We start from the raw sequence: 24,397 nt of genomic DNA, 5'->3' as shown, positions 1-24,397 counted from the left end.
ATGCTCTCAAAGAGCAAGGCAACCTAGACGCTGCCATTGCCTCATACAACACTGCTCTTCAACTCAAGCCCAACTACACAGAAGCTCACAACAACCTCGGCAATGCTCTCAAAGAGCAAGGCAACCTAGACGCTGCCATTGCCTCATACAACACTGCTCTTCAACTCAAGCCCAACTACCCAGAAGCTCACTGGAACTCTTCGCTGACAATGCTTCTTTGCGGCGACTACAAGAATGGCTGGGAGAAATACGAATGGCGAACAAAGAAAAAGAAAAACGCCTCAAAGCCACACGCCCAACCCCAATGCAGCCTATGGGATGGATTGAAACCAGATCCAAGCAGCCAATTTCTCCTGGTCAGCGAGCAAGGTCTTGGCGACACGCTCCAGTTCATGCGTTATGCCATTGCCCTAAGAGAACAAGGAGCTTCTGTTTCCATCTGCGCCCAAGCCAAGCTACACACCCTGATCCAGGCATCAGGAATTGATACATCACCTCTCACGCCACAACAAGCCAACAAAATCAATGATGGGCAATGGATACCTCTTCTATCTGTTCCTCGCCACTTAGAAGTCAGCCCAGACAACCCCGTCATCACCGAGCCATACATCAAAACCACTGACGAACTAACCTCCAAGTGGCAAGACATTCTGGATACCGAGAAACAACCCATCATTGGCATCAACTGGCAGGGAAATCCAAAAACAGAAAAAACAGCTCTGCGTGGTCGCTCGCTCCCACTTGAGAGCTTCGCGCCAATTGCTCAGCTGACAGACGCCTCATTGCTCTCACTCCAAAAAGGCTTTGGCAGTGAGCAGCTAGAAACCTGTTCATTCAAGGATCGTTTTGTCAGCTGTCAGCCGCAGGTAGATGAAACCTGGGATTTTCTTGAAACCGCAGCCATCATTGCCAACTGCAATCTCGTCATCACCAGCGACACCTCTGTGGCACACCTTGCGGGCGGAATGGGCAAAGCCACCTGGCTGCTGCTCCATAAAGTTCCTGATTGGCGATGGGGGTTAGAAGGCGACACCACCTTCTGGTATCCCTCTATGCGCCTCTTCCGCCAGAACGAGCGGGGAAACTGGAATGAGGCGCTTCAACGGGTGGCAGAGGCACTTCAGGAGCAGTTTCCAGGGGTATCAGCTGGCAATCATGCCGATCTCAAACCACAGCAGGCATAGAGCAATCCACCTCACCAAAACCACTCGCCGAAATCCAAGCGCCCATCTCCGTTGGCGAACTGATTGACAAGATCACCATTCTCCAAATCAAGACCAACCATCTCCAAGGAAAGGCTCTGCGGAATGTGCAGAAAGAGCTATCAGCCCTACAACAGACGCTGGATGCTCTGGATCTTCAGGTAGATCAAACGCTCATCCAGCGCCTCAAGGAAGTCAATCAAGACCTCTGGCTGATAGAAGATGACATCCGCGATCAAGAGCGAAAGAACAGCTTTGGTGAAACCTTCATCCGTCTAGCAAGATCGGTCTATCAGCAGAACGACAGGCGGGCAGCCATCAAAAAAGAGATCAACACCACCTATGGATCTGCCCTAGTGGAAGAGAAGGCATACCAGGATTACTAATCATTGCTTAGCTGCCTTAGCTGCTGGGGTCTTGGCGTATTCCTGATGGATTTGCTGGATCAACAGTTGCTGCAGATCCCTGAATGCCTTGTTCCTCTTCTGCACTTCCACCAGCATCGCCGCTTCCACATTAGGCAACCGAATAGTGATGGTCTTCATTGGATGACCTCTTTGCTCTCCAACTGCTCTAATCGCTCCAGCTTCTCTGCAATCGCTGCACGACAGAATGCTGAGATATTCAGGCAACGGCTTCTCTTCAAGTGCAGCATTGCCTGATGGAGCTGCTGGGCGTCGCCTTCTGGGTAGGTAATCGTGAGTTGGTTTCGTCTCATTGTTTTCTGGGTGATAGGTCGCTGTTGAATGGGTCAAGGGCAATCAGCTCCAGATTGGTCTGCTTATCCAAATAGCTGCTGATGCGTCTGTAGTCATCTTCTGCTTGGTTGATGCGTTGAACATCCACAGATTTCCATTTAGACAACGCTTTGACCTTATGGGGCAATCGCTTGTGAAACAGGGTTTCCATCCCATATTGGTTATTTAGGCTCTCTGGCAGCTTCTCCACAATCAGGTGCGTATGAAACTGACCTGTGCATTGGTGGCTGGTTTCGTGGAAAAACAGCATCCTTGGATAAGAGTATTCACCAGCACCCTTGATGGTCTTATCACGGCTCTTATAGATGATGCGGTGGAGTTTCCGTTTCAGGTCAGCCACATCCTCAAGCAACTCATCCTCCTTGCTGTGGTGGTCTTGGTAGTGGAAGCTGATGAACCACCACGGGCTGATGCAGCTGAGCTCGTCGTGGATAAGGCGTTTGATATTTCGTTTCAGCCTTTGGGCTTGCTGGCGGTCTTGTAGTTGATATTGAGTTTTCATTGAAGTCATTTGAGTTCCCCCTGTTTCTTCTCACGCTGAAGCACTGGCACACTCATACTCATTGGCATCCAGCATTTCTCTTCTGTTGAGTTGCTCGCAGCTATCGCTCCTCAATCCACCGAGTGAGCACTGCAGGCGATGATTATTTATTCAGGTTGTTGTTTTTACACGGCATCAATATGCAGCTTTACTAACACTCCAATATTTGCAGGCAAAGCCAACAAGAAGGATACATTGCACAAGCTTATTTTTATTGCCATTCCTCTGTTGCATCGCTTAGCGACGCACCCACTTTTATAGCTTAGCTCATAACATCTTTTCCATTTTCAGCTTCAGGTTGTCTGCCAACTCGGCATCTTCAATCTGCCTGTGGGTTTGGCATAGGTATCCAGCAGCATCTTGGTGGAGTGCCCTGCTGCCGCTGCCAAGTCAGCTGGTGAATTTCCTATCGCTAACGCGTGAGACAAAAAGCTATGGCGTTGGGCATAAAGGCGGCGGGGCTTCAAGCCACAACGCTGCAATGACCGCCTCCACACACGACCCACCAGATGGTCATAGACATTGCTGAAACTCGTTGGGGTCACAAAGACAAGCCCATAAGGCTCATACACGCCCAGATGCTCCATCTGCACCTTGTGCTGTCTCAACACCTGCAGCACCTGTGCGGTCAAGGGCACAACCCGCTCTCTCCCTGTCTTCGTCGTTGCCCAACTGTGATGACCTGAGGAATAGCCATCACGCCTCAAGCTCTTGCAGACCAGCAGCTCACCTTCTTCCCAGCGGATGCAATCCCAGGTCAATCCCCTGATTTCGGCATTTCTCAGCCCCGTGCTCAGCCCAAGCAAAAACAGCGGGTAATACCAGCTCTCATTGCTCTGCAGGTAAGTAAGCACAGCCTGGATTTTATCCACGCTCAGCACATCGCTGTGCACCGACCGCCGCTGCCACTTCAGCTTGTGAGAAAACAGATGGCGATTGCCGCCTGAGCATTGCCGGTAGTGGGTCATCAAGCCAGCAATGGTGCAGTCGCTCAGCCCCTCTGCTCGTAACCACGCCAGAAATGCCTCAGCGTCACTGCGGTTACGCATGGGCTGCCCATATCGCTGGAGCACCCTGTAGGCGTGGATAGCAGCAGCTTGGCGTTTGGTCTCTGCCCTGACCCTCAGTGCCTCCAGCAGCCCCACCTCCTTGCCATTGATGAGCGGCTGATATGCCATCAGGCTGCGGTCAAATACTCCCTGCTGGTAGTCGCTCCAGATTTGGGCACTAATGGCGTGTGCCTTTGCTACTGCCACAGGGTCGCTCCAACGCCCCAAGCGATTGATGAAGGCATCTCGCCCATCAATCCTCACGCGCACCTGCAGGCTGCCGTTGTTGTTTCTCAGGGAAGGTGGTTTCTTCAAGGGAGTGCTGCTGCTGCTGACAAAGGGCTACGGCTGCACAACTGACCCAGCCAAGACAGCCGCGTCCGCCCGTAGCTCTTCTTAGCTGTGGGGGTCTCTGGGAAGAAAAAATCGGGGAGTTTTCTGGGCGGCGGCTTGGGAGTTGGCTGGGAGACCTGCGGCAACTGCTGAAATCTCAAGCCCAGCTTTGGGTCTTCTGCTTCACGGCTCGCTTCACGCAGTGGTGAATGCCATAGCTCACATAGACATAAAAACGCCCTGGCTCACCAAAGAGCGTTTCGTTGCTGGGTGAGCGGCGGCGGAAGCCGTGGCAGGCGGGGTCGTCCTGGGAATACGCCTCGGTTTCCACCACCACACCCCAAAGCAAGCTGCCGTCTGTTTGGCGTTTCACCAGCAGGCAACCGATGAGGTCGGGGGCGACCAGTTCGGCAGGGCGGGCGAAAAAGACTTTGGGGAGCGCTGGGGGGTGCTTCGGCATCGGCCGCCTCCAGGCAGGCAGGTCACAGTTAACCGACCCTGCGCTGCGCGCGAAAGCCGCGGACGCCAGAATCAGCCCATCGGCTCAGCCCCGGCGATGCACACCGAAGGATTCACCCTGGCAACGGTCTTGATTGGCGCCAGCGGGCTGTTTGTCTTGGCCACCTTGTTCTTCGGAACCAAAGGCGGCTACTACGACACGGACAAGTACGACGGCAACGGCACCGCGCACTGACACGGCCGAGATCTAGGGATACTGAAGCGATCTCACGCCTCACCCCCGTGACTGCTCACTGCACCGAAGACATCCGACTGCAGCTGCGGAGCTGGCCTGAAGTGGAGGCCTATCTGACCCAGAACAAAGGGGTGATCATTCCCCTGGGCTCCACCGAGCAGCACGGACCCACCGGCGCCATCGGCACCGACGCCCTCACCGCCGAAGCCGTGGCCCTGGAGGTCGGACGGCGCCTAGGAGTCCTGGTCACCCCGGCCCAGGCCTTCGGAATGGCGGAACACCATCTGGGCTTTGCCGGGACCATGAGCCTGCAGCCCTCCACCCTGCTGGCGGTACTGCATGACCTGATCCTCTCCTTGGCCCGCCACGGGTTTGAGCGGATCTACGTGATCAATGGCCATGGCGGAAACATCGCCACCTGCAAGGCAGCCTTTGCCCAGGCCTACGGGACCGCTGCAGCCCGCGGGCTGCCCAATGCCGCTCGACTGCGCTGCAAGCTGGCCAACTGGTTCATGACCTCGGAAGCCATGGGCCTAGCCAGAGAGCTCTACGGGGACAAGGAAGGACACCACGCCACCCCCAGTGAAATCGCCATCACCCTGGCGCTCGAGCCCAGCCTGGAGAGCAAGCAACAACCTTTGCCCGATCCAGCACCCGCCGGACCAATTCACAGCCCCGAGGACTTCCGCCGCCGCCACCCCGATGGCCGCATGGGCTCCCATCCCTCCTTGGCCACTGCAGAGGACGGCCGCCGCTTTTTGGACGAGGCCGCGACGGGGCTCGTGGCTGATCTGGAGCGCTTTTTAAGCGAGTCGGCCAGCTAGGTTCACCCCATGAGCAACATCAGCGCCGACGACGTCCGCAAGGTGGCCAAGCTGGCTCGCCTCGATCTGCCCGAAGACATAATCGCGACCTACACCGGTCAGCTCGAGCGGATTCTCGATTACGTCGACCACCTGCAGGCCGTCGATACCGATGGCGTTCCCGCCACCACCCGGGCTGTCGAAGTGGTCAACGTGACGCGCGAAGACACCGTTGTTGCGACCGACGTGCGGGAGCAACTGCTCAACGAAGCGCCTCTGCGCGAAGGCGACTTCTTCAGGGTTCCAAAAATCCTGGCTGAGTGAAGCTCAGCGCCTGGGCGAGACAGCCGTGCGGTGAAGCAGAGCCACAACGTGGCGCCTTGCCCTGAAGGAAGGCAACAGTCCAGCAATCGGACGAAGTTTGCTGCGGCGGCGGCGGTGACTGCGCACGCCAAGAACGATGTCGTAGAGAAAGTTCGTTAGATCGCTCTTGGTTTCAAACAAACCGAGGCGCTGAGGCGAGCCCTTGGCATCCAGGATTGGCTTGGTGGCGTGATAGGCCGGCCGATACTCAAACCAGGGAATTGAAGGCCATAGGTGATGAACCAAGTGATAGTTCTGACCCATGATCAGCCAATTCATTAAACGCCCTGGATAGACCCTGGCGTTGTGCCAACGGTTGCGGGACGAGAAGGGGCGGTGGGGGAGGTAATCAAAGAACAAGCCCAGGGTCACCCCGACCATCAGGGCTGGCGCGAACCAGACATTGAAGATGAAATCAATGAAGCCATATTTGATCCCAGCTAGCACAATCGCGAAGAAGATTCCCCGGGCAATCCCCCACTCAAGAAGCTCATGTCCGCGCCAAAGCTTGCGCTGGAAAAAGAAGTACTCGTGATAGAAAAAACGGGGCGCAATCAGCCAAAGCGGACCGAAGGTGCTGACGATGTGATCCGGATCATTCTTCGGATCATTCACATGGGCGTGGTGCTGCAAATGCACCCGGGTGAAGACCGGAAAGCTGAAGCCCAACAGCAACGCCGCCCCATGCCCCATGAAGGCATTCCAGAAGCGACTGGGGTGCGCAGCGTTGTGGCAAGCGTCGTGAATGACCGTCCCTTCGAGATGCAGGGCGAGAAAACCCGTGGCCAGAAGCACAGGCAGGGGCCAACCCCAGAGGAACCAGCCCGCGATGCTCAACGCCGCAAGGGCATATCCCCCGAGGAACAGACCCACCGTTGGGTTCCAGGGCGCCGGGGGATCGAGGTATTCCCGAGGCACTGCGCTGACGGAAGCACGCACCTCTTGGCGTCCAAGCTCTTGCAACTCAGATGGGGCCAAGGTTTGCGTCATTCCTACTGAATAAGGGCCAGCTTAGAAAAACCGACCTCTCGAACGGATGCCCACCGGGGGACTTGAACCCCCACGACCGAAGCCACTGGTACCTAAAACCAGCGCGTCTACCAATTCCGCCAGGTGGGCAGGCGACGACTGTAGAGAGCGGCCCAGAATGGGGTCAACGCCTCAAATCCGATGCTGGCCACCCTTGGCGGAACCCTTGCCCTGCTGGTGGGCCTGACGGTGATGCTGCTGCCGCTGCTCGCCACCGAGCTCAGTCGCCCCCGCGATGCCGCCTGGGGGGCTGTGGTTCTGCTGCTGGGGCTGACCCTGGTCACCAGCGCGGACCGGCTGACGGGCTCCCCGATGCTGGCCGTGCTCTGCGGAGGCCTACTCATTGCCCGCCTCGGCAGCGAGGTCCTGCAAAGCCGTTGGCGCATGCTGAGCGTCGAGGAACAGCAGCGCATCGCGTCCATCGAGCGCTGGCAAACAAGTCTGAGTGAACTGTTCAGCAGCAGCACCCAGGCCGCTTCGGTCCTGAACGAAACGGGTGGATCGCTCCTGAACGCTTTCAAAGGCGGGCCCAAACAGGGCAAGAGCAGCAAGCGCTGGGTTCGCGTTGAAACCGAGAACGCCGCTGAACCCCCTTCCGCTGTTGAGCCCACCATCGAACCCATTGTGGTGGCGTCCTTTGATGAAGTGGAGGAGCTGATCGAGGCCTCCAGCCCCCAAGCGGGATAATCGACCCTTGCTGCCCCAAGCGCTGTGACCGCCAGCACTGCTTCCGAGTCCTCCGCCAACGCCGGGCAGATTTCCTACAAGGACACCCTGAACCTGCTGAAAACGCCCTTCAACATGAGGGCCAATTCACAGGTGCGCGAGCCCGAGATCCAGGCGTTCTGGGCTGAGCAGCGGCTCTATGAGCGCCTGAGCGAAGAGAACACAGGTCCCTGCTTCACCCTCCACGACGGGCCGCCCTACGCCAACGGCGCCCTGCACGTCGGGCACGCGCTGAACAAGATCCTCAAGGACATCATTAATAAGACCGCCCTGCTCCAGGGCAAGCGGGCTCGCTTCGTCCCCGGTTGGGACTGCCACGGTCTACCGATTGAGCTGAAGGTGCTGCAGGAGCTCAAGAGCAGCGAGCGGGCCGAGCTCACCCCCGTCAGCCTGCGCAAGAAGGCCCATGCCTACGCCCTCGAGCAGGTGGAAGGCCAGAAGGCTGGTTTCCGCCGCTGGGGCATCTGGGCCGACTGGGATCAGCCCTACCTGACCCTGCAGAAGGACTACGAGGCCGCCCAGATCGGGGTGTTCGGCGCCATGGTGCTGGCCGGTCACATCTACCGGGGCCTCAAGCCGGTCCACTGGAGCCCCAGCTCCCGCACGGCCCTCGCTGAAGCCGAGCTCGAGTACCCCGACGGCCACAGCTCCCCCAGCGTGTTTGCCGCCTTCCCTGCTGTGGAACTCCCCAGCGAGCTGGCCGGCACCCTCGAGCAGGCGGGCCTGAGCCCCGCACAAGCCACGGCCAAAGGCGGCCTGGCTGTCGCCATCTGGACCACGACCCCCTGGACGCTGCCGGCCAACCTGGCGGTCTCCGTCAATGAACGGCTCGACTACGCCATCTGTGCCATTGAGGCCCAGGGCGACAACCCCGCACCAGCCGCCACCCACCTGGTGGTGGCCGCCGAACTGCGGGAAAGCCTGGAAACCAGCCTGGGGCTGAGCCTCAAACCCCTGGTCAGCGTCAAAGGGAGTGCTCTTGAAGGCCTGCAATACCGCCATCCACTGCTAGAGCGCACCAGTCCGGTCGTGATCGGCGGGGACTACATCACCACCGAAGCAGGCACCGGCCTGGTCCACACCGCCCCGGGCCATGGCGTCGACGACTTCAATACCGGCCGCAAGTACAAACTCCCGGTGCTCTGCCCGGTGGATGAGGCCGGGAACCTGACGGCAGAAGCCGGCCCCTTCGCCGGAACCAATGTCCTCAAGGACGCCAACCCAACGATCATCAGCGCCCTGGAAGAGACGGGCCTGCTGCTGAAGCAGGAGCGCTACGAGCACCGCTACCCCTACGACTGGCGCACCAAAAAGCCGACGATTTTCCGGGCCACCGAGCAGTGGTTCGCCTCGGTGGAGGGCTTCCGCCAGGCCGCCCTCGATGCCATTGCCCAGGTGGAGTGGCTACCAGCCAGTGGCCGCAACCGCATCGAAGCGATGGTGAGCGAGCGGGGGGACTGGTGCATCAGCCGTCAGCGCACCTGGGGTGTGCCGATTCCCGTCTTCTATCACCGTGAAACCGGTGAGGTGCTGCTGAACGAAGCCACCCTCAGCCACATCCAAGGGCTGATCGCTGAGCACGGCGCCGATGTCTGGTGGGAGCGCGACGAAGCAGGGCTTCTGCCTGAGACCTACGCCGCGGAAGCAAGCCAATGGCGCAAGGGCACCGACACGATGGATGTCTGGTTTGACTCCGGCTCCTCATGGGCAGGCGTGCTCGGCGGCATCGAGGGCGCCAGCAGCCGCGCACCCCAACTGCACTACCCGGCTGATCTCTACCTCGAGGGCAGCGATCAACACCGCGGCTGGTTCCAAAGCAGCCTGCTCACCTCCGTTGCAGTCAACGGACACGCCCCCTACAAGCGGGTGCTCACCCACGGCTTCACCCTCGATGAGAAGGGCCGCAAGATGAGCAAATCCCTGGGGAACGTCGTCGATCCGGCGGTGCTGGTCTCGGGCGGCAAGAACCAGAAGCAGGAACCGCCCTATGGCGCCGATGTCCTTCGGCTCTGGGTGAGTTCCGTCGACTACTCCGCCGACGTCCCCCTGGGCCCCGGCATCGTCAAACAGCTGGCGGACGTCTACCGCAAGGTGCGCAACACGGCGCGCTACCTGCTAGGCAACCTCCACGACTTTGATCCCAGCAAAGACGCCGTTCCCTACGAAGAGCTACCGCTGTTGGATCAGTGGATGCTGCAGCGCACCGCGTCATTGATTGACAGCGTCAGCGGAGACTTCGAGCGCTACGAGTTCTACCGCTTCTTCCAGGCCCTACAGAACTTCTGCGTCGTCGATCTCTCGAACGTCTACCTGGACATCGCCAAGGATCGCCTGTACGTCAGCGGCGCCAATGACTTCCGCCGCCGCAGCTGCCAAACGGTTCTGGCGCTGGTGGTGGAGCGACTCGCGGGCTTGATCGCCCCAGTGCTGTGCCACATGGCAGAGGACATCTGGCAGAACTTGCCCTACTCCGTTGCCGAGACCTCAGTGTTTGAGAGGGGCTGGCCCACGGCACCCGAGCAATGGCGCAACAGTGCCCTTGAGCAACCGATGAACCAGATCCTGGAGCTGCGCGCCCTGGTCAATCGGCAACTGGAAAGCTGCCGCAGCGCCGCCAAGCTGGGGGCCTCCTTGGAAGCGCAGGTTCAGCTGAGCCTCGGCGAAGGCAGCGAAGCGACCCAAGCAGCCCTCACCTGGCTCGAGAACAGCGCCCACCCCAAGGTCGACAACCTGGCGGATTGGCTCCTGGTCTCGGCCTTGGAAATCGGCGGCTCAAACCCCGAAGCCGTGCTGGCCGAAGCCAGTGAGAACGGCATCACCGTCCAGATCCGCAAAGCGGCCGGTCAGAAGTGCGAGCGCTGCTGGCACTACGAGAGCGACATTGGCGAGCACGCTGCGCACCCGACCCTCTGCGGCCGCTGCGTCGAGGTTCTCGCTTAAAGCCAGGCGGATGGGTCGAGGTAAGTCTCGGCCCCGGAGGCGCGCGCGAGGCACTGCTCGGCCTGTGGCTTGAGCGGGCCCTGCAGCAGCTCGGCCTGCTCGATCCGGGCTGCCTCAGGCAGCAGGGGCTGATCAGGATCGAAATCCGTGGGGTGGGAGACGCTGCTGGAGAAGCCACGGAAGATCAGCAGCTCAAACGGCTCCCATCCCTCACCCACCGGCAAAGCCCCCCGCAAACGCAAGACCCGATCAGCCCGGCTTCGGCTGATCTCCTCCAGCTGGTGCAGCAGTTCAGCCACGCTGATCGCCATCGGCCCGACCTAGAAGCCGCCTGCGACCCGGCCCTGCTTGGGCAGGCGCACGATCAGCCATTGCAGAAGGCCAACGCCATAGGCCACGAGGGAGACGTAGCCGACAAAGGCAGCGATGGCCGCGGTCCAGCTGCCACCAAAGACGAAATCAAAGAAACCGGCGACTCCACCATGGAGATCATCGGGGGCCTCGAGCCAAACCCTGCAGATCGGACGGGTCAATCCGCCACCAACGCAGTTGAGGGCCACGGCACTCAAGGCCGCACCAAGCAGGCCGAACACCGTGAGCCCCCAACGCCAGGCGCGCACCACAAAGGGCAAAGGGCGCCAGGGGGGCAAGTCCGCCAACTCCTCGTTGAGATCCACCCAGAACCAGACGCTGATCACCACCAGCAGCTGGGAGAGGACCGCCAGCAGATAACCCAGGGGACGGTTGTCCGTCAGCAGCAGCACCGTGATCAGCAGCAGGCTGGCGACCTTCCAATAGATCCCCATCAAGCGGGTGAGCGCCTGCTCCCGCTTCAATGCCGACCAAATCAGCAGCACCAGGGGCAACCCCAGGGCAAAAACCGCAGCCAAGCGGTAATCCAGCCAGACGAGGGTGCGATAGAGCAGCAGATCTGGCACTCAGCAACAGGCAGTCAGTGGTCATTATCCAGCGGCTGTAAGGTCCGCCGATGGCCTGGAACGCTCGCCTCTCTTCGTTGTTGCCCTGGCGACAAGCGCCGCAGCAGGCGCAGTGCACCACGGCACTGAGCTGCGAACCCGCCCTCGAAGCCGCCATCGCCGATCTGGCACAGCAGCTCAAACAGGCCGGTCAAAGGGGCCCGGCGGACCTTGGTCTGGTCTTCTGCTCCAGCGCCTATGCCAGCGATCTGCAGCGGTTCATGCCCCTGCTGAAGCAGGCCATCGGAGCCCAGCACTGGCTGGGGTGCTGCGGCGGCGGCGTGGTCGGCACCAACACCGAGGGATTGGCCCAGGAGCTGGAACACCAGCCCGCCATCAGCGTGACCCTGCTCACCCTGCCCCAGACGCAGATCGAGCTCTTCAGCCTCAACAGCGAAACCTTGCCTGATCTCGACGGATCCCGGCAGAGCTGGATCAACTGGGCCGGGGTCGACCCCAACGGCGGGCATTCCATGCTTCTGCTCCTGGATCCCACCTGTACGTCGATCAACGACGTCATCAGCGGTTTGGACTTCGCCTACCCCGAGGCCCAAAAGATCGGAGGCATTGCTGGACAACACAGCGCCCAGCACGGCTCACTCTTGATCGGCGATGGCGTCGTCAATGGTGCCGTTGGCTGTTTGATCAAAGGGGACTGGCGCCTTGATCCGGTTGTCGCTCAGGGCTGCAAGCCGATCGGCCCAGTCTTTGAAATTGAGCAGGCCGAACGCAACGTGCTGCTGCGTCTCAGCCACGACGGGGAAGCCGACACGCCCGTGGCCTGCCTGCAAACAATCCTCAAGGGCCTCTCTCCAGAGGAGAAGGAGCTCGTGCGGCACTCGCTGTTTTTAGGGGTGGCCAAAACCAACTTCCAGCTGCCCAGCGATGGCGCCCCGGCATCAGGGCCAGCGGTCCTGGTCCGCAACCTGATCGGCGTCGACCCACGCACCGGTTCCGTGGCGGTGGCCGAGCGGCTGCGGGTGGGGCAGCAGGTGCAGTTTCAATTGCGGGACGCCGAGACCTCCAGACAGGAACAACAGCAACTCCTGGGGCAACAGCGAAGCCGCAACGCCGAGCCAATGGCCGCACTGCTCTTTGCCTGCCTAGGCCGCGGGGAGGGGCTCTACGGCTCCCCCAATGGCGATGTGGACGGATGCCGTCAACAATTCCCTGCTGTTCCCATCAGCGGTGCCTTCTGCAACGGCGAGATTGGCCCCGTCGCCGGTGCAACCCACCTGCATGGCTACACCGCCAGCTGGGGCTTTCTGGTGCCGAACACTCCCTGACTTCCGATGGTGCGCCAACACGTCAACCCGCTGAGCCGCTTCTTCCAGTTGCCGCTGGAGCTGCCCCCACCCCAGGAGCTGTTCAGCGATCCAGGCCAACCCGTGCACCTCGACATTGGCTGTGCCCGGGGCCGCTTTCTCCTGGCGCTGGCCCAGCAGCAACCCGAGCTCAACCACCTGGGGGTCGAGATCCGGCGCGCCCTGGTGGCCGCAGCGGAAGCGGACCGTCAGGAGCTCGGCCTTGGCAATCTGCACTACCTCTTCTGCAACGCCAACATCAGCGTTGAGGGTTGGCTGACGGCATTGGCTCCGGGTCAGTTGGATCTGGTCTCCATCCAATTCCCCGATCCCTGGTTCAAAAAAAGGCACCACAAGCGACGGGTCCTGCAGCCTGCGCTGCTGCTGGCCATCGCCGCGGCCCTGGAGCCAGGTAAGCGGCTCTTTATGCAGAGCGACATTTTGGACGTCATCGAACCGATGGTCGCCGTCACCGAAGCGAGCGGCTGCTTCAGCCGACCGGCAACTGACGCCCGCCCCTGGCGGGCAACCAACCCCCTGCCCGTGCCAACCGAGCGGGAGACCTACGTCCTCGAGCAAGGGCTACCGGTCTACCGAGTGCTCTATGAACGCAACGAAACGCCGTTGCCGAGCCTCCAAGAGCTGGAGCAACAGCTCGAAGCCGCCGATAATCCCGAGACATCAACCCACCCCTCGGCATGAGCGCAGGATCGGCGCCATCCACCCCCTGGCTGTTGCGTTGGCAGGGGATCTTGGGCGACGCCAGCGAAGGGCCCCTGGGATCACGGTTGAGCCTGATCGCCGGAAGCGTGCTCTGCGTGCTTCTGGCCGCAATGCCCTTCGTCACGCGGGCAGGCCTCAGCCTGCTGATCCTCGCGTCGGGATTGCTCTGGCTGATCTGGTCGCTCTGCCTCCCCGCCGGTCGCATCGGCCGCATCAGCGGTTGGCTCCTGCTGATGCTCGGCATCGCCGTTCTGGCCACAGGGTTTTCACCGGTCACTCCAGCCGCCTTCAAAGGTCTGCTGAAGCTGATCAGCTATCTGGGGGTCTACGCCCTACTGCGGCAGCTGCTCGAGCAGGCGCCGCTCTGGTGGGATCGGCTCGTGGCAGCCCTCTTGGGGGGTGAACTGCTCAGCAGCGTCCTCGCCATACGGCAGCTCTATGGCGACACCAGTGAGCTGGCCCGCTGGGCCGATCCCAACTCCGTCGCCGACGGAACGATCCGGGTCTACGGCCCCCTGGAGAACCCGAATCTGCTGGCGGGCTACCTGATCCCGATCCTGCCCATTGCCTTGATCGCTCTGCTGCGATGGCGCTCATGGCCCCAGCGTCTCTTTGCCGCCAGTGCCCTGCTCTTGGGCAGTAGCGCCCTCTTCCTCAGCTACAGCCGGGGCGGCTGGCTTGGGATGGTGGCAGCCCTCGGCGTTGCGGTCCTGCTCCTGGTGCTGCGGCAAACACGCCATTGGCCGCCCCTGTGGCGCCGCCTCTTCCCCCTGCTTCTGATCGCGGCAGCCGTCTGCGTGCTGGTGGTCGCCGTGACGCAAATTGAGCCCCTACGGATCCGGGTGATGAGCCTCGCGGCAGGCCGCGTGGATAGCTCCAACAACTTCCGCATCAACGTCTGGCTCGCCGCCATCGAGATGATCCAGGAGCGGCCCTGGCTGGGGATCGGCCCCGGCAACAGCGCCTTCAACCTGATTTATCCCCTCTATCAACAGCCGAAGTTCAATGCCCTGAGCGCCTACTCGGTGCCGCTTGAGCTGCTGGTGGAAGGAGGCATCTCCAATCTCATCGCGGGGCTCGGTCTGCTCTTCGCCAGCCTTAGGGCTGGCTTGAGCCAACTCAAAGGCGAGTCCAGCTGGGCCCTGCCGGCCCTGGCCGCCGTAGCCGCCATCGCTGGCCTCTGCGTCCAGGGCGCCACCGACACGATCTTCTTCCGGCCCGAAGTCCAACTCACCGGCTGGTTCTGCCTGGCCACCTTGAGTGCCAGCAGCAGCGATGGCTGAAGGGCAGCTACTCGCTGGCTTTGATGCTGGACAAACCCATACCAGCTGCAAACTGGCTCGACTGACGAGCACGGGAGCGCTGATCCCCATCGCCCTGGGCCGGGGTTCGGGGGTTCGCCATCTGGCCGCACCAGGAGCTGACGCCTCTTTCCAAGATGCTCTCCAAACGAGCCTGCGCGATGGGCTGATGCAGGCCGGGCTGGGCGGCGAGCAGCCCATCGCCGCAGCGGGAGTGGGGGCCAGCGGCATTGAGCGGGGCAGCGCCGTCCAAAGCCAAGGGGAGGCCTTGGCGGCCGCCGCCCTACAGCTTCCCAGGGCCGCTGTTCAAGTCAGCGGTGATGAGCACACCGCCCTGCTGGGCGCCCATGGCGAGGCCGCTGGCGTGCTCGTCATCAGTGGCACGGGCTGCATTGCACTGGGTCAAACGAGCTCCGGGCACTGGCATCGCACGGGCGGCTGGGGCTGGCTGCTGGATGGGGCGGGCTCGGCGATGGATCTAGGCCGGGACGGCTTAGCGATCAGCGTGCAGATGGCCGATGGACGGCTGAGGGAAACCTGCCTCAAGCAACAGCTCTGGCAAGCCCTCGGGGTCAGCACCCCGCAAGAGCTCAAGGCCGCCGTCGTCGCCGAAGGGTTTGGCGCGGCCGGCTTTGCCCAGCTCGCTCCCGTGGTGGACGCCTGCGCCGCAGGCGGCGATGACCACGCTCAACGCATCGTTGAACGTTCAGCGCTGGCCCTCAGCCAGATGGTGCGCACCATTGCCTCCACCCTCGAGCTGCAAGCTCCGCGGGTCTGTTGCAGCGGCGGCGCGCTCACACACTTGGGGACACTGCGCCGCGCCTTCGCCGCGGACCTCGAGCAACGCTGCCCCGGTGCCGCCTTGGTGGCCCCCAAGGGCGATTCCTGTGATGGCGCCCTGCAACTGGCCGTTCAGGCGGCGTTGAGGTGCTGATCGGCGAGTTCCGCCAACTGGCGACTCCAATGGTCGACATCAGCCTGCTCAGCGGCCTCCACCATCACCCGAAGCAACGGCTCGGTACCGCTGGCCCGCACCAACACACGCCCAGTACCGTCCATCGCCGCTTCCGCAGCCTGCACAGCCTCAAGCAGCGGCGCGCAGCTCTCCCACCCGGTGCGCCTGCTGCGATCCGGAACGGTGACATTCACCAGCTTCTGGGGATAGGGCTGGAAGCTGCCATCGAGCCAGTCGCTCAGGGAACCCCCCTGGGCCTGAATCAATCGCGCCACCTGCAGCGCCGTCAGCAGACCATCACCACTCATGCCGTGGCGGGCCGAGAGGATGTGACCGGATTGTTCACCGCCCAGGGACGCGCCGAGTTGCTCCATGGCGGCATGCACGTATTGATCACCGACGGCAGTGCGCTCCAGCACGCCACCTCGCGCTTGCCACGCACGCTCAAAGCCGAGGTTGCTCATCACCGTCGCGACGATCCGGTTGTCCGGAAGGGCCCCCTCGGCCATCAGGGCCTGGCCCCAGAGGTAGAGGATCTGGTCGCCATCGACGACCCGACCACGGCCATCGACCGCGAGCATCCGATCGGCATCGCCATCAAAGGCAAAACCCATGGCCGCCCCCTGGGCGATCACCTCCGCCTGGAGAGCCTCGAGATGGGTGCTGCCGCAGCCCTGGTTAATCCGGGTCCCATCGGGCTGGCCATGGAGCACCGTGACCTCAGCGCCCAACTCACGGAAGACGCGTTCACCGCAGCTGGTCGCCGAACCCCAGCAAAGATCCAGCACCACCTTGGCGCCATCCAACCGAGCTGAACCCACGCTCTCCAGCAGGCGCTGGCGGTAGTCGTTCAGCAGATCCGGGCGCTGCACAAGCCGTCCATTGGCGCTGAAGCCGCCCAGCACATCGCCGCGGCCATGCAGACCCGCTTCGATCTCGGCCTGCTGCTGCTTGGCCAGCTTCGCCCCGCAGGCTCCAAACACTTTGATGCCGTTGTCATGGGGCGGGTTATGGCTGGCCGACACCATCAGGCCGCCACTGGCTCCGAGCTGACGAATGGCGCCGGGAACGGCGGGGGTGGGACAAAGGCCGATATCCAACACCTCACGGCCCGCTGCGGTCAGCCCAGCGGCCAAGGCGGCCACCAACATCGGTCCGCTGCTGCGGGAATCCATCCCCAACACGACCGGACCACCCGCGGGGAGGACCCGGCCGCACCAGTAGCCAACCTGAAGGGCCAGGGCGGGCGTGATGACCTGCCCAACCCGGCCGCGGATGCCATCGGTTCCAAAACTCGCCGTACCAGAAGGGAATGGCGCCCCAAGCGGAGACATGGCGAGCTGATGGATCAAGGCTCGCGGCAGATTACGCCTGGTTTGCGATGCAAGCGGGGCGCATCTCACCAAGAATGCGCAGAGTTATCCCACTGCTTTGGCCCAGCGCCCCCGTTCCGCTGAAGGACGCCAAAGCCTTCTTGGCACAGCACTGCTTGGTCTCTGCTGCCTGGGAACGGGCGTTGCCCTGGCCGCCGGGCGGCAACTTCTGGTGCAGCTGGCTCCGCCACTCACCCCCAACAGCAGCGCAGCCGAGCTGACCCGCAGCCGCAAACACAGCCTCGATCCAGACCGGCGGCGGGATGCGGCACTGCTGCTGAGTGGACAAGCCAAGAGCAGCCCTGAAGAGCGGCGCTATTGGCTCCAGGGCCAGGGCTGGGGCAACCACAGCAACAGCAGAGTGCTGGCGGCGATCAGCCTCAAACGCGCGGCCCTCGCCGCCCAAGCGAGTGGGCGCCCCCAGGAAGCCCAAGCTCTCTGGGCAGAACTGCTGCGGCGCTTTCCGCAGGAACCCGCCAGTGCCGATGCCCTCTATGCCCTGGGCCGGCAGCAACCCAAGTTGCGGCTGACGCTGCTGAAGCGCTTTGCCGCCCACCCGGCGGCCCTCGCGGCAGCGCTCGAAGCAGGCGACGCCCTACACCTCGCCCGCTGGGGTGCCCGCTGGCCCGGTGCCGAAGCGCTCCTGCTGCAAACCTGCGAGACCCGTGCCGCTGCGCTCAGCGCCGAAGACAAGCAGCTGCTCGCCGCAGGGCTCGCGCAACTGGGACGCAGCGAAGCCGCCCTGCGCTGCCTTGGGACTACCCCCGCCACAGCAGAACTGCAGCTGCGCCTGGCTCAAACCCTGCTGCGGGGGAACCGCACGCAACAAACGCAGGCCGAAGACTGGCTCTTGCGCATCGCCAAGAGCGAAGGCCCGCAGGGTGCAGAGGCAGCACGCCTCTTGGCGCAATCTCCGGCAGCAGGAGCGGTTGAACGGCTCCAACAACTGCCGCCAACCCTCCAGGACAGCGCCCCCGTGCAGGCTCGCCTTGCCGAAGCGGGACAGGTCGATCCAGCCACCGTGCTCAGCCGCTGGCCCGATGACCCAGCCAGCTGGGAACTCCAGTGGAGCGAGGCGCGCAAGGCCTTGCTGCAGCGGGACTGGCGCCAAGCGAGTGGCTGGCTCAACCAACTGGAGAGCGCCAACCTGCCCGCACCACTAGCGGCGCGCCAGTTGTTCTGGCGCGGCTGGAGTGCCCAGCAGCAGGGGGACCAGGCGAGCGCGGAGCAGTTCTGGCGGCAAACCCAACGGAGCCAACCCCTGGGCTACTACAGCTGGCGGGCCAGCGAACGCCTGGGACAGTCCCACCAGGAACTCAGCAGCGCAGAGCCGCTTCAGCCCTGGCAACCCCTGGCCAGTGGTGACGCACGCATCGATGCCCTCTGGCAGCGGGGGCAAGCACTGGAGGCCTGGGAAAGCTGGCGCACCAAGCAAGGGGGCAGTTCCCCCAGCCGACCTGAGGAGTTTCTGATCGAAGGTCGACTGCGCACGGCAATCGGCGATGACTGGACCGGACTCGGACAACTCGAGCGGGCCAGCTTTCGCCTGCCCCAGATCAGCTGCCGGGGACAACTCGAGCGGGAACAGCAGCTGCACCCCCGGCGTTTTGGCGCAGAACTGGGCGCCGCCAGCGAAGCGACGGGTGTCGATCTCGCCCTCTTGCTGGCGGTCGCCAAGCAGGAATCCCGCTTCAGCCCAAGTGTGCGCTCAGGGGCTGGAGCCAGTGGCCTGCTGCAACTGATGCCAGCCACCGCCAGCGAACTAGCGGGCGACCCCCTGGACCATCAGTCCCTGATCGATCCAGCCCGCAACGCAGCCCTGGGGGCGGCCTACCTCAAGCAACTGCTCAGCAGCACCGGGGGCAACCTCTTCCAAACCGTCGCCAGTTACAACGCTGGCCCCGGTGCCGTCGCCAGTTGGCTCAACTCTCGGGGCTTTGATCTGCAGCGCGAACCGGAGCTCTGGACCGAGGCCATCCCCTACCCCGAGACTCGTCTGTACACCAAAAAAGTGCTGGGCAACTACTGGAGCTACCGGCGGCTCGCAGAAAGCGCCGAGACCCTCTGCCGCTGATGCCGGCCCCTAAGCAAAGACGAACCCGAGGTGGGCATAGAGGGAGCGGCCCACCAGGATTCCCGCCAGGACCCAACTGCAAAGCACAAAGGCTCCAAGCAGGGGCGCCGGTGCAATCCGAAGCCGGGTGAGATCAAGCCGGGCGAGCAAGACCGCCGAAGCCAAGACCAACACTTCAGAGAGCACCGCCAGGTGCAGGAGGTAAAGGCCCCCGGTGATCACCACCAGCAAGGTCACCACCAGGGTCAGCGCCTTACTGGCCGCCATCAACTGCGAGAGCTCCCGCAGAAGCAGATCGGGCATGGTGCAGAGCACCACCACCAGAAGCGCCTGCATGCACTGCAGCGGCCAGAACCAAGGGCCCGCGAACTCCTGCTGCACCGGCGTGCTGGCCTGGGTCAGCAACTGCGGAGACACATCAGCCCAGTGCAGTCCCATAAAGGCGCTGACAGCAAAGAGCACCAGCAACATCGGTGCCCGCAGCGGCAGGACCAGGAAGCGAAGAACAGCAGTCACAGGGCGCATGAACGGGCGCATCACTGGGCAGCGCCCACAGCTTGATCCAACACCAGGGCGATCGCTTCAAACGGACACGAGGGGATGCATTGCTCGCAGACCAGGCAGCGCTGCGCGTTGAACTCCAGTCGCCAGTGGGGAGTGGTGAAACTCAGGGCACCACTCGGGCAAACGCTGCTGCAGATGCCGCAGTCCACACAACGCTGGGGATCAATCGCGATCTCACCGGAGGCCCGGTTCAAGCCCAGACCCTCCCCCTCCAACCACTGCTCAGCCGCATCGAGATCATCGATGTCGCCCGAGAGCTCCACCACCATCGTTCCGCTCTGGTTCGGAGCGATCTGCGCCCGCAGAATCTTGGCGGCGATATCAAATTCGACCGCAAGGCGATAGGTAATCGGCTGATGCACCGCCTCCCGCGGGAAGTGAAGGGTGATGCGGCGTTTCAAGGGCGCAACTCAGCCACCGTCAGGGTATCGACGCGGAATGGGAACAGCCCTGGCAGATTGGCGCCAAGGATCAACACACCACCTGTGGACAGCAACACGGCAGCCCTGGGACGGCGCGAGCGCATGCTGCTGGCTGCAGTGGCCGCTCTGCTGGCCTTAGGGCTCTTCCTTCTGCGCGGCGGGCTCTCACCGACGGCGCCCCTGGAGAAGCTGGCCCGCCAGTCGCTGGAGCCCGCCGTTGCCCTCAACAATGGCCGGCCCAGCGTGGTCGAGTTCTATGCGGACTGGTGTGAGGCCTGCCAAGCCATGGCCCCAGCGATGGAGAAGGTCGAGAGCCAACACCACGATCAACTCGATGTGGTGCTGCTGAACGTCGACAACCCCCGCTGGCAACCGGAGGTGGATCGCTACGACGTCAACGGCATCCCGCAGCTGGAATTCTTCGATGCCAGTGGCACCCGCGTGGGCCGCGCCGTCGGCGCCCGCAGCCAAAGCGAATTGGAAGCCCTGACTGAAGCCTTGGTGGCAGGCACCCCCTTACCGGCCATGGCGGGCGTTGCCGAGACCAGCGTCCTGCCGCAAGCGGAGGCGACCACCATGGCAGGCCCCCGCAGCCACAGCTGAGTCCCCCAAAGCCCGTTACCCTGCAGCACCAGCTCCCCACGCCATCGCCCGCCCATGAAACGCTTTCGGGTTGAGCTGATTGCAGCGACCCCCAACCCCCAGCAGTGCGTCTATGCGGGGATGCACCAGGACTACAGCGAAGGGTTTGTGGCGGCCGATCGCGCTGAATGGCCTGATGAGACCAAGGCCGGCGAGATCTGCGTCAAACGTCTCCTGGCTGGTGAGCGCGGTCACTACGGTCCGCTGGAGCACGCCCAGATTGTGCTGAACGTGGGCTGGTTCCCCCACTCCGTGATGCAGCAGGCCCGCACCCACCGGGTGGGCGTGAGCTTTGACGTCCAATCCATGCGCTACACCGGCGATCGGATCTGCCGGGCCGCCAACGGCGAGCTGGAACTCGAAGAGGTCTTCTACCTGCGCCCCGAAGGGCAGTACAGCGATCGGCAAGGCAAGAAGTACACCTACAGCGCAGACGAGCGCGCCAAGGATCTCGCCCTTTGCCAAGCCGCGGCCGAGCGCTATCGCGACATGCTCGCGGCGGGGTTCGCCGAGGAGCATGCCCGCGGCATCCTTCCCTTCGATTACCGCCAGCACTTCGTGGTGAGCTTCTCGCTGCGGGCGTTCCTGCACTTCATGGACCTACGCGCCAAACTCGATGCCCAGGAGGAAATCCGGGTGCTCTGCGATCTGATGTGGCCCCACCTCCAGGCCTGGGCCCCAGAGATCGCTGCTTGGTACGAGAAGACTCGCCTACACAAGGCACGCCTGGCCCCTTAGGGCTCAGACCTTGGCCAAGGTGACCCGCTCGGGCTGGTGCTGGTACTTGCCAGCCCGGTCCTTGTAGGTCGTCTCGCAGGGATCGCCCTCGAAGAAGAGCAGCTGGCAAATGCCCTCGTTGGCATAGATGCGGCAGTCCGCGCCGGAGGAATTGCTGAACTCCAGGGTCAGGTGACCTTCCCAACTGGCCTCAGCTGGGGTGGTGTTAACGATGATCCCCAGACGGGCATAGGTGCTCTTGCCCAGGCAAATCACGGTGATGTTGGGAGGAACGCACATCTTCTCGAGCGCCACACCCAAGCCATAGGAGTGGGCTGGGAGGATGAAGTACGAGCCGTCCTCGTCCTCGTGCAGAGGCACCGGCTCCAGGTTGGCGGGGTTGAAGCGCTTTGGATTCATGATCGTTCCGGGGACGTGCCGGAAGATCAGGAACTCCTGCGGCGAGAGGCGCAGGTCGTAGCCATAGGACGAACAGCCAAAGCTAAGAACCGGCTTTTCGCTGTTCTCCGGATCGAGATGACGAACCAGCTGCGGCTGAAAGGGCTCGAGCATGCCCAAGGCGGCCTGCTCGTTGATCCAACGGTCGTTTTTGAGCATCAGAAACCTCGGCGCAGCTGGGTGACCTGATCGGCCATGGCCAACAGAGCAGTGGGCATGGAGGGCCCCGTCAGGATCACATCCAGGTGGGACGGCCGCTGCTCCAGGGCTGAAACGACCTCCGCCTCGGACAAGTAGCCCAGTTCGACGGCCAGGCCCAACTCATCGAGCACCAACTGATCCAGCTGACCGCTCAGCAGCTGCTCACGGGTGTACGCCCAGATCTCGCGCACAGCCTCGACATCGGCCTGTGAGGCCGGCACGGGCTCAGCCAGGCAACCCGCCACGGCTGGCCTCAGCCACTGAAGACGGCCACAGAGCCACACACTGCGCTCCAGCCCCTGATCGACCCCACCTTTGAGGAACTGGCTCACCAGAACGCGGCTGCCAAGTCCGGCGCTGCGCAGGGCCTGACTGAATACCCCACTGAAGCTGCCGCGGAAGGGAGCGGTGTGCACCTGAAGCTGACCCTCCTGCTGGGCCGCCAGGCGCACACTGCGCGCGGGGGCCGACGCGGGGACCACAGCCAATGGACGCAGGTGTCCAGCACGGGGCGTGGCTGCAATGCTGGCCGTCATCGAGTGCATGGCTGCCGCTTGGGATCCTGAATGTAGCGGCGTTAGGCCGTCCGGCAAGCAACAAGCACTACCTGTAGTGCAAACACCCGTACCATCGAGGCACTGAGCCAGCCCGCGATGAGCAGCACCCAACCCAGGCGGGACGGCCGCTGCGCAACGGACCTGCGCAGCACGCGCTTCGTTTGGGATCCGATGGGCTTCGCCCTGAGTTCCGTCACGGTGTACACAGGCAACACGGCTGTGATCTGTAGCGTTTGCTTAGAGGAGGGTGTTCCGAAGTGGCGTAAAGGCTCCGGCAAGGGCTGGCTGAGCGCCGACTACCGGCTGCTCCCAGCCAGCACCCCCAGTCGGCAGCCACGGGAGCTGATGAAGCTTTCCGGTCGCACCCAAGAAATCCAACGCCTCATCGCCCGCAGCCTCAGGGCCTGCCTTGATTTGGAGGTTCTGGGGGAGCGGACCCTGCAAATCGACTGTGACGTCCTTCAAGCCGATGCCGGCACCCGCACCGCAAGCATCACTGGAGCCTGGGCCGCCTTAGCCGTCGGCCTGCAACGCCTGGAGCAGCGCGGAGTGCTGGAACGATCGCCCCTGGTGGGGCAGGTGGCGGCGGTTTCCGTTGGCCTCGTGAATGGGGCCGCACTCCTCGATCTCGACTACAGCGAGGACAGCCGAGCAGAAGTCGATCTCAACGTGGTGATGAATCAAGAGCAACATTTGCTCGAAATTCAAGGCACTGCCGAGGGCGCACCCTTCAGTCGCCAACAGCTTTCCAGCCTGGTTGACCTAGCGGAAAGCGGCATCGATCAACTGATGCAGGCCCAGAAGCAGGCCTTGGCAGAGGCAGCAAATTAGTTTCAATGGCTACAGGGCGGCCCTGGACTGATCCGTAGGTTCCAGGCAACTCAGTCGCGCTGACATGGTCGTGGCCACGCAAGGATTCAGCCGCTACTCCCCTAGCCCTACGACCGGTACGTCAGTGATCGCACCGATCGCGGGGAGTCCCCTGCCGCCCAATGCCACGCTGCTGGATGTCATCCGGGGCCTGAGCGGTAGCACCACCGAAATCGTTGAGCGTGGCAAAACAATCTTTTTCCCCGGCGACCCCGCGGAAAAGGTTTATCTGCTGAAACGGGGTGCGGTCCGACTCTCCAGGGTCTACGAATCCGGCGAGGAAATCACCGTGGCACTGCTGCGGGAGAACAGCCTCTTCGGCGTGCTGTCTCTACTGACAGGCCAGCGTTCGGACCGCTTCTATCACTCGATTGCCTTTACTCGCGTCGAGCTGGTGACGGCTCCCGCCACCTCCGTCCGCAAGGCGATCGAACAAGACCCGGCGGTTGGTCTACTGCTTCTGCAGGGTCTCTCCTCTCGGATCCTGCAAACCGAGACCATGATCGAAACCCTCACCCACCGCGACATGTCCTCGCGACTGGTGAGTTTCCTGCTGGTGCTCTGCCGCGACTTTGGTGTACCCAGCAGCGAAGGAATCACGATCGACCTGCGCCTCTCCCACCAGGCCATCGCCGAAGCAATCGGATCGACCCGCGTCACGATCACCCGACTCTTGGGCGACCTCCGCAACGACGGGCTGGTGCAAATCGACCGCAAGAAGATCACCGTCTTCGATCCGTTGGCCCTCGCCAAACGCTTCAGCTAAACGGCTGAACTGGTGGCCGATCCCAGCTGCGTTCCAAGCCACCGCAACCGATAC

General features: G+C 62.5%; 27 protein-coding genes, 1 tRNA gene and 1 pseudogene. 16 read left to right on the top strand and 13 right to left on the bottom strand.

The window, feature by feature from the left end; all coding sequences use genetic code 11:
- Both ACXIQ9_RS09615 and ACXIQ9_RS09610 read left to right on the top strand, forming a co-directional pair.
- Nucleotides 1–1,184: tetratricopeptide repeat protein (locus ACXIQ9_RS09615; RefSeq protein ID WP_459016529.1), on the top strand; the 1,184-nt coding region annotated here is incomplete at its 5' end.
- On the top strand, nucleotides 1,142–1,588 hold the full coding sequence (locus tag ACXIQ9_RS09610) for a DUF6165 family protein (protein ID WP_459016536.1): 447 nt from the start codon (nucleotides 1,142–1,144) through the stop codon (nucleotides 1,586–1,588). The genes ACXIQ9_RS09615 and ACXIQ9_RS09610, both read left to right, overlap by 43 nt.
- Here the strand turns inward: ACXIQ9_RS09610 and ACXIQ9_RS09605 are convergent, their stop codons facing one another.
- The 4 genes and pseudogenes from ACXIQ9_RS09605 to ACXIQ9_RS09590 form a co-directional block, all read right to left on the bottom strand.
- Nucleotides 1,589–1,834: a hypothetical protein gene (locus ACXIQ9_RS09605; RefSeq protein WP_459016528.1), complete on the bottom strand. Its 246-nt coding sequence runs from the start codon at nucleotides 1,832–1,834 to the stop codon at nucleotides 1,589–1,591.
- 82 nt (nucleotides 1,835–1,916) lie between these two features.
- The gene (locus ACXIQ9_RS09600) at nucleotides 1,917–2,471 is read right to left on the bottom strand and encodes a hypothetical protein (RefSeq protein WP_459016527.1); all 555 of its coding nucleotides are present in this window, start codon (nucleotides 2,469–2,471) and stop codon (nucleotides 1,917–1,919) included.
- Between the two features lie 323 nt (nucleotides 2,472–2,794).
- Nucleotides 2,795–3,865: a site-specific integrase gene (locus tag ACXIQ9_RS09595; protein WP_459016526.1), complete on the bottom strand. Its 1,071-nt coding sequence runs from the start codon at nucleotides 3,863–3,865 to the stop codon at nucleotides 2,795–2,797.
- Between the two features lie 178 nt (nucleotides 3,866–4,043).
- Nucleotides 4,044–4,343, bottom strand: a pseudogene (locus ACXIQ9_RS09590) (DNA-3-methyladenine glycosylase); the annotation flags it as partial.
- Between the two features lie 96 nt (nucleotides 4,344–4,439).
- Here ACXIQ9_RS09590 and ACXIQ9_RS09585 point away from each other — a divergent pair.
- The 3 genes from ACXIQ9_RS09585 to gatC are packed head-to-tail and all read left to right on the top strand — an operon-like array spanning nucleotide 4,440 to nucleotide 5,704.
- Nucleotides 4,440–4,577 (top strand): hypothetical protein, encoded by a 138-nt coding sequence (locus ACXIQ9_RS09585; protein ID WP_459016525.1) that lies wholly within the window; start codon nucleotides 4,440–4,442, stop codon nucleotides 4,575–4,577.
- 47 nt (nucleotides 4,578–4,624) lie between these two features.
- Entirely contained in the window at nucleotides 4,625–5,401 is a 777-nt protein-coding gene (locus ACXIQ9_RS09580; protein WP_459016524.1) for a creatininase family protein, read from the top strand.
- A 9-nt stretch (nucleotides 5,402–5,410) separates the two neighbouring features.
- Nucleotides 5,411–5,704: an Asp-tRNA(Asn)/Glu-tRNA(Gln) amidotransferase subunit GatC gene (gatC, locus tag ACXIQ9_RS09575; protein ID WP_459016523.1), complete on the top strand. Its 294-nt coding sequence runs from the start codon at nucleotides 5,411–5,413 to the stop codon at nucleotides 5,702–5,704.
- A 3-nt stretch (nucleotides 5,705–5,707) separates the two neighbouring features.
- On the opposite strand, the gene crtR is transcribed toward gatC, so the two are convergent.
- Entirely contained in the window at nucleotides 5,708–6,733 is a 1,026-nt protein-coding gene (crtR, locus tag ACXIQ9_RS09570; RefSeq protein WP_296416457.1) for a beta-carotene hydroxylase, read from the bottom strand.
- 47 nt (nucleotides 6,734–6,780) lie between these two features.
- Nucleotides 6,781–6,862 (bottom strand) — tRNA-Leu (locus tag ACXIQ9_RS09565).
- Between the two features lie 51 nt (nucleotides 6,863–6,913).
- On the opposite strand from ACXIQ9_RS09565, the gene ACXIQ9_RS09560 reads away from it, so the two are divergent.
- Nucleotides 6,914–7,459 (top strand): Ycf66 family protein, encoded by a 546-nt coding sequence (locus tag ACXIQ9_RS09560; protein WP_459016522.1) that lies wholly within the window; start codon nucleotides 6,914–6,916, stop codon nucleotides 7,457–7,459.
- Nucleotides 7,460–7,573: 114 nt separating this feature from the next.
- Nucleotides 7,574–10,438: an isoleucine--tRNA ligase gene (gene ileS, locus ACXIQ9_RS09555; RefSeq protein ID WP_459016535.1), complete on the top strand. Its 2,865-nt coding sequence runs from the start codon at nucleotides 7,574–7,576 to the stop codon at nucleotides 10,436–10,438.
- Here the strand turns inward: ileS and ACXIQ9_RS09550 are convergent.
- Together ACXIQ9_RS09550 and ACXIQ9_RS09545 are read right to left on the bottom strand one after the other, a co-directional pair.
- The gene (locus ACXIQ9_RS09550) at nucleotides 10,435–10,749 is read right to left on the bottom strand and encodes a DUF7734 family protein (protein ID WP_459016521.1); all 315 of its coding nucleotides are present in this window, start codon (nucleotides 10,747–10,749) and stop codon (nucleotides 10,435–10,437) included. The genes ileS and ACXIQ9_RS09550 overlap by 4 nt on opposite strands.
- Before the next feature lie 9 nt (nucleotides 10,750–10,758).
- Nucleotides 10,759–11,376, bottom strand: coding sequence for a DUF3177 family protein (locus ACXIQ9_RS09545; RefSeq protein WP_010314528.1), 618 nt, complete (start codon nucleotides 11,374–11,376; stop codon nucleotides 10,759–10,761).
- Nucleotides 11,377–11,426: 50 nt separating this feature from the next.
- On the opposite strand from ACXIQ9_RS09545, the gene ACXIQ9_RS09540 reads away from it, so the two are divergent.
- From ACXIQ9_RS09540 to ACXIQ9_RS09525, 4 genes are read left to right on the top strand one after another with little or no spacing between them, the layout of a single operon-like run.
- Entirely contained in the window at nucleotides 11,427–12,701 is a 1,275-nt protein-coding gene (locus ACXIQ9_RS09540; protein WP_459016520.1) for an FIST signal transduction protein, read from the top strand.
- Nucleotides 12,702–12,710: 9 nt separating this feature from the next.
- Complete coding sequence (trmB, locus tag ACXIQ9_RS09535) at nucleotides 12,711–13,421, top strand: tRNA (guanosine(46)-N7)-methyltransferase TrmB (protein ID WP_459016534.1); 711 nt, start codon at nucleotides 12,711–12,713, stop codon at nucleotides 13,419–13,421.
- Nucleotides 13,418–14,725 (top strand): IctB family putative bicarbonate transporter, encoded by a 1,308-nt coding sequence (locus ACXIQ9_RS09530; protein ID WP_459016519.1) that lies wholly within the window; start codon nucleotides 13,418–13,420, stop codon nucleotides 14,723–14,725. Before trmB ends, ACXIQ9_RS09530 begins: the two co-directional genes overlap by 4 nt.
- A complete protein-coding gene (locus ACXIQ9_RS09525) occupies nucleotides 14,718–15,677 on the top strand; it encodes an N-acetylglucosamine kinase (protein ID WP_459016518.1) in 960 nt (319 codons plus the stop codon). Before ACXIQ9_RS09530 ends, ACXIQ9_RS09525 begins: the two co-directional genes overlap by 8 nt.
- Here the strand turns inward: ACXIQ9_RS09525 and glmM are convergent.
- On the bottom strand, nucleotides 15,656–17,032 hold the full coding sequence (gene glmM, locus ACXIQ9_RS09520) for a phosphoglucosamine mutase (protein WP_459016517.1): 1,377 nt from the start codon (nucleotides 17,030–17,032) through the stop codon (nucleotides 15,656–15,658). The genes ACXIQ9_RS09525 and glmM overlap by 22 nt on opposite strands.
- Nucleotides 17,033–17,129: 97 nt before the next feature.
- Between glmM and ACXIQ9_RS09515 the strand changes: the two genes are divergently transcribed.
- On the top strand, nucleotides 17,130–19,145 hold the full coding sequence (locus tag ACXIQ9_RS09515) for a transglycosylase SLT domain-containing protein (RefSeq protein ID WP_459016516.1): 2,016 nt from the start codon (nucleotides 17,130–17,132) through the stop codon (nucleotides 19,143–19,145).
- Between the two features lie 9 nt (nucleotides 19,146–19,154).
- On the opposite strand, the gene ACXIQ9_RS09510 is transcribed toward ACXIQ9_RS09515, so the two are convergent.
- Together ACXIQ9_RS09510 and ACXIQ9_RS09505 are read right to left on the bottom strand one after the other, a co-directional pair.
- The gene (locus tag ACXIQ9_RS09510) at nucleotides 19,155–19,682 is read right to left on the bottom strand and encodes a hypothetical protein (RefSeq protein ID WP_459016515.1); all 528 of its coding nucleotides are present in this window, start codon (nucleotides 19,680–19,682) and stop codon (nucleotides 19,155–19,157) included.
- A complete protein-coding gene (locus ACXIQ9_RS09505) occupies nucleotides 19,682–20,110 on the bottom strand; it encodes an NIL domain-containing protein (RefSeq protein ID WP_459016514.1) in 429 nt (142 codons plus the stop codon). The genes ACXIQ9_RS09510 and ACXIQ9_RS09505 overlap by 1 nt, the downstream gene beginning before the upstream one ends.
- A gap of 84 nt (nucleotides 20,111–20,194) precedes the next feature.
- On the opposite strand from ACXIQ9_RS09505, the gene ACXIQ9_RS09500 reads away from it, so the two are divergent.
- On the top strand, nucleotides 20,195–20,734 hold the full coding sequence (locus ACXIQ9_RS09500; protein ID WP_459016513.1) for a thioredoxin domain-containing protein: 540 nt from the start codon (nucleotides 20,195–20,197) through the stop codon (nucleotides 20,732–20,734).
- A gap of 54 nt (nucleotides 20,735–20,788) precedes the next feature.
- Nucleotides 20,789–21,511, top strand: coding sequence for an FAD-dependent thymidylate synthase (thyX, locus tag ACXIQ9_RS09495; protein ID WP_459016512.1), 723 nt, complete (start codon nucleotides 20,789–20,791; stop codon nucleotides 21,509–21,511).
- Nucleotides 21,512–21,514: 3 nt separating this feature from the next.
- Here the strand turns inward: thyX and dcd are convergent, their stop codons facing one another.
- Nucleotides 21,515–22,108 (bottom strand): dCTP deaminase, encoded by a 594-nt coding sequence (dcd, locus tag ACXIQ9_RS09490; RefSeq protein WP_010314503.1) that lies wholly within the window; start codon nucleotides 22,106–22,108, stop codon nucleotides 21,515–21,517.
- A complete protein-coding gene (locus ACXIQ9_RS09485; protein ID WP_296416446.1) occupies nucleotides 22,108–22,686 on the bottom strand; it encodes a cob(I)yrinic acid a,c-diamide adenosyltransferase in 579 nt (192 codons plus the stop codon). Before ACXIQ9_RS09485 ends, dcd begins: the two co-directional genes overlap by 1 nt.
- 117 nt (nucleotides 22,687–22,803) lie before the next feature.
- On the opposite strand from ACXIQ9_RS09485, the gene rph reads away from it, so the two are divergent.
- Together rph and ntcA are read left to right on the top strand one after the other, a co-directional pair.
- The gene (gene rph / locus ACXIQ9_RS09480; RefSeq protein ID WP_459016511.1) at nucleotides 22,804–23,538 is read left to right on the top strand and encodes a ribonuclease PH; all 735 of its coding nucleotides are present in this window, start codon (nucleotides 22,804–22,806) and stop codon (nucleotides 23,536–23,538) included.
- 64 nt (nucleotides 23,539–23,602) lie between these two features.
- The gene (gene ntcA, locus ACXIQ9_RS09475; protein WP_029626096.1) at nucleotides 23,603–24,343 is read left to right on the top strand and encodes a global nitrogen regulator NtcA; all 741 of its coding nucleotides are present in this window, start codon (nucleotides 23,603–23,605) and stop codon (nucleotides 24,341–24,343) included.
- The last annotated feature ends 54 nt before the right edge of the window (nucleotides 24,344–24,397 follow it).

Source organism: Synechococcus sp. LTW-G (assembly GCF_054459035.1).
The sequence above is the reverse complement of the archived record's forward strand: the minus strand, read 5'-3'. Positions and strand labels throughout refer to the sequence as shown.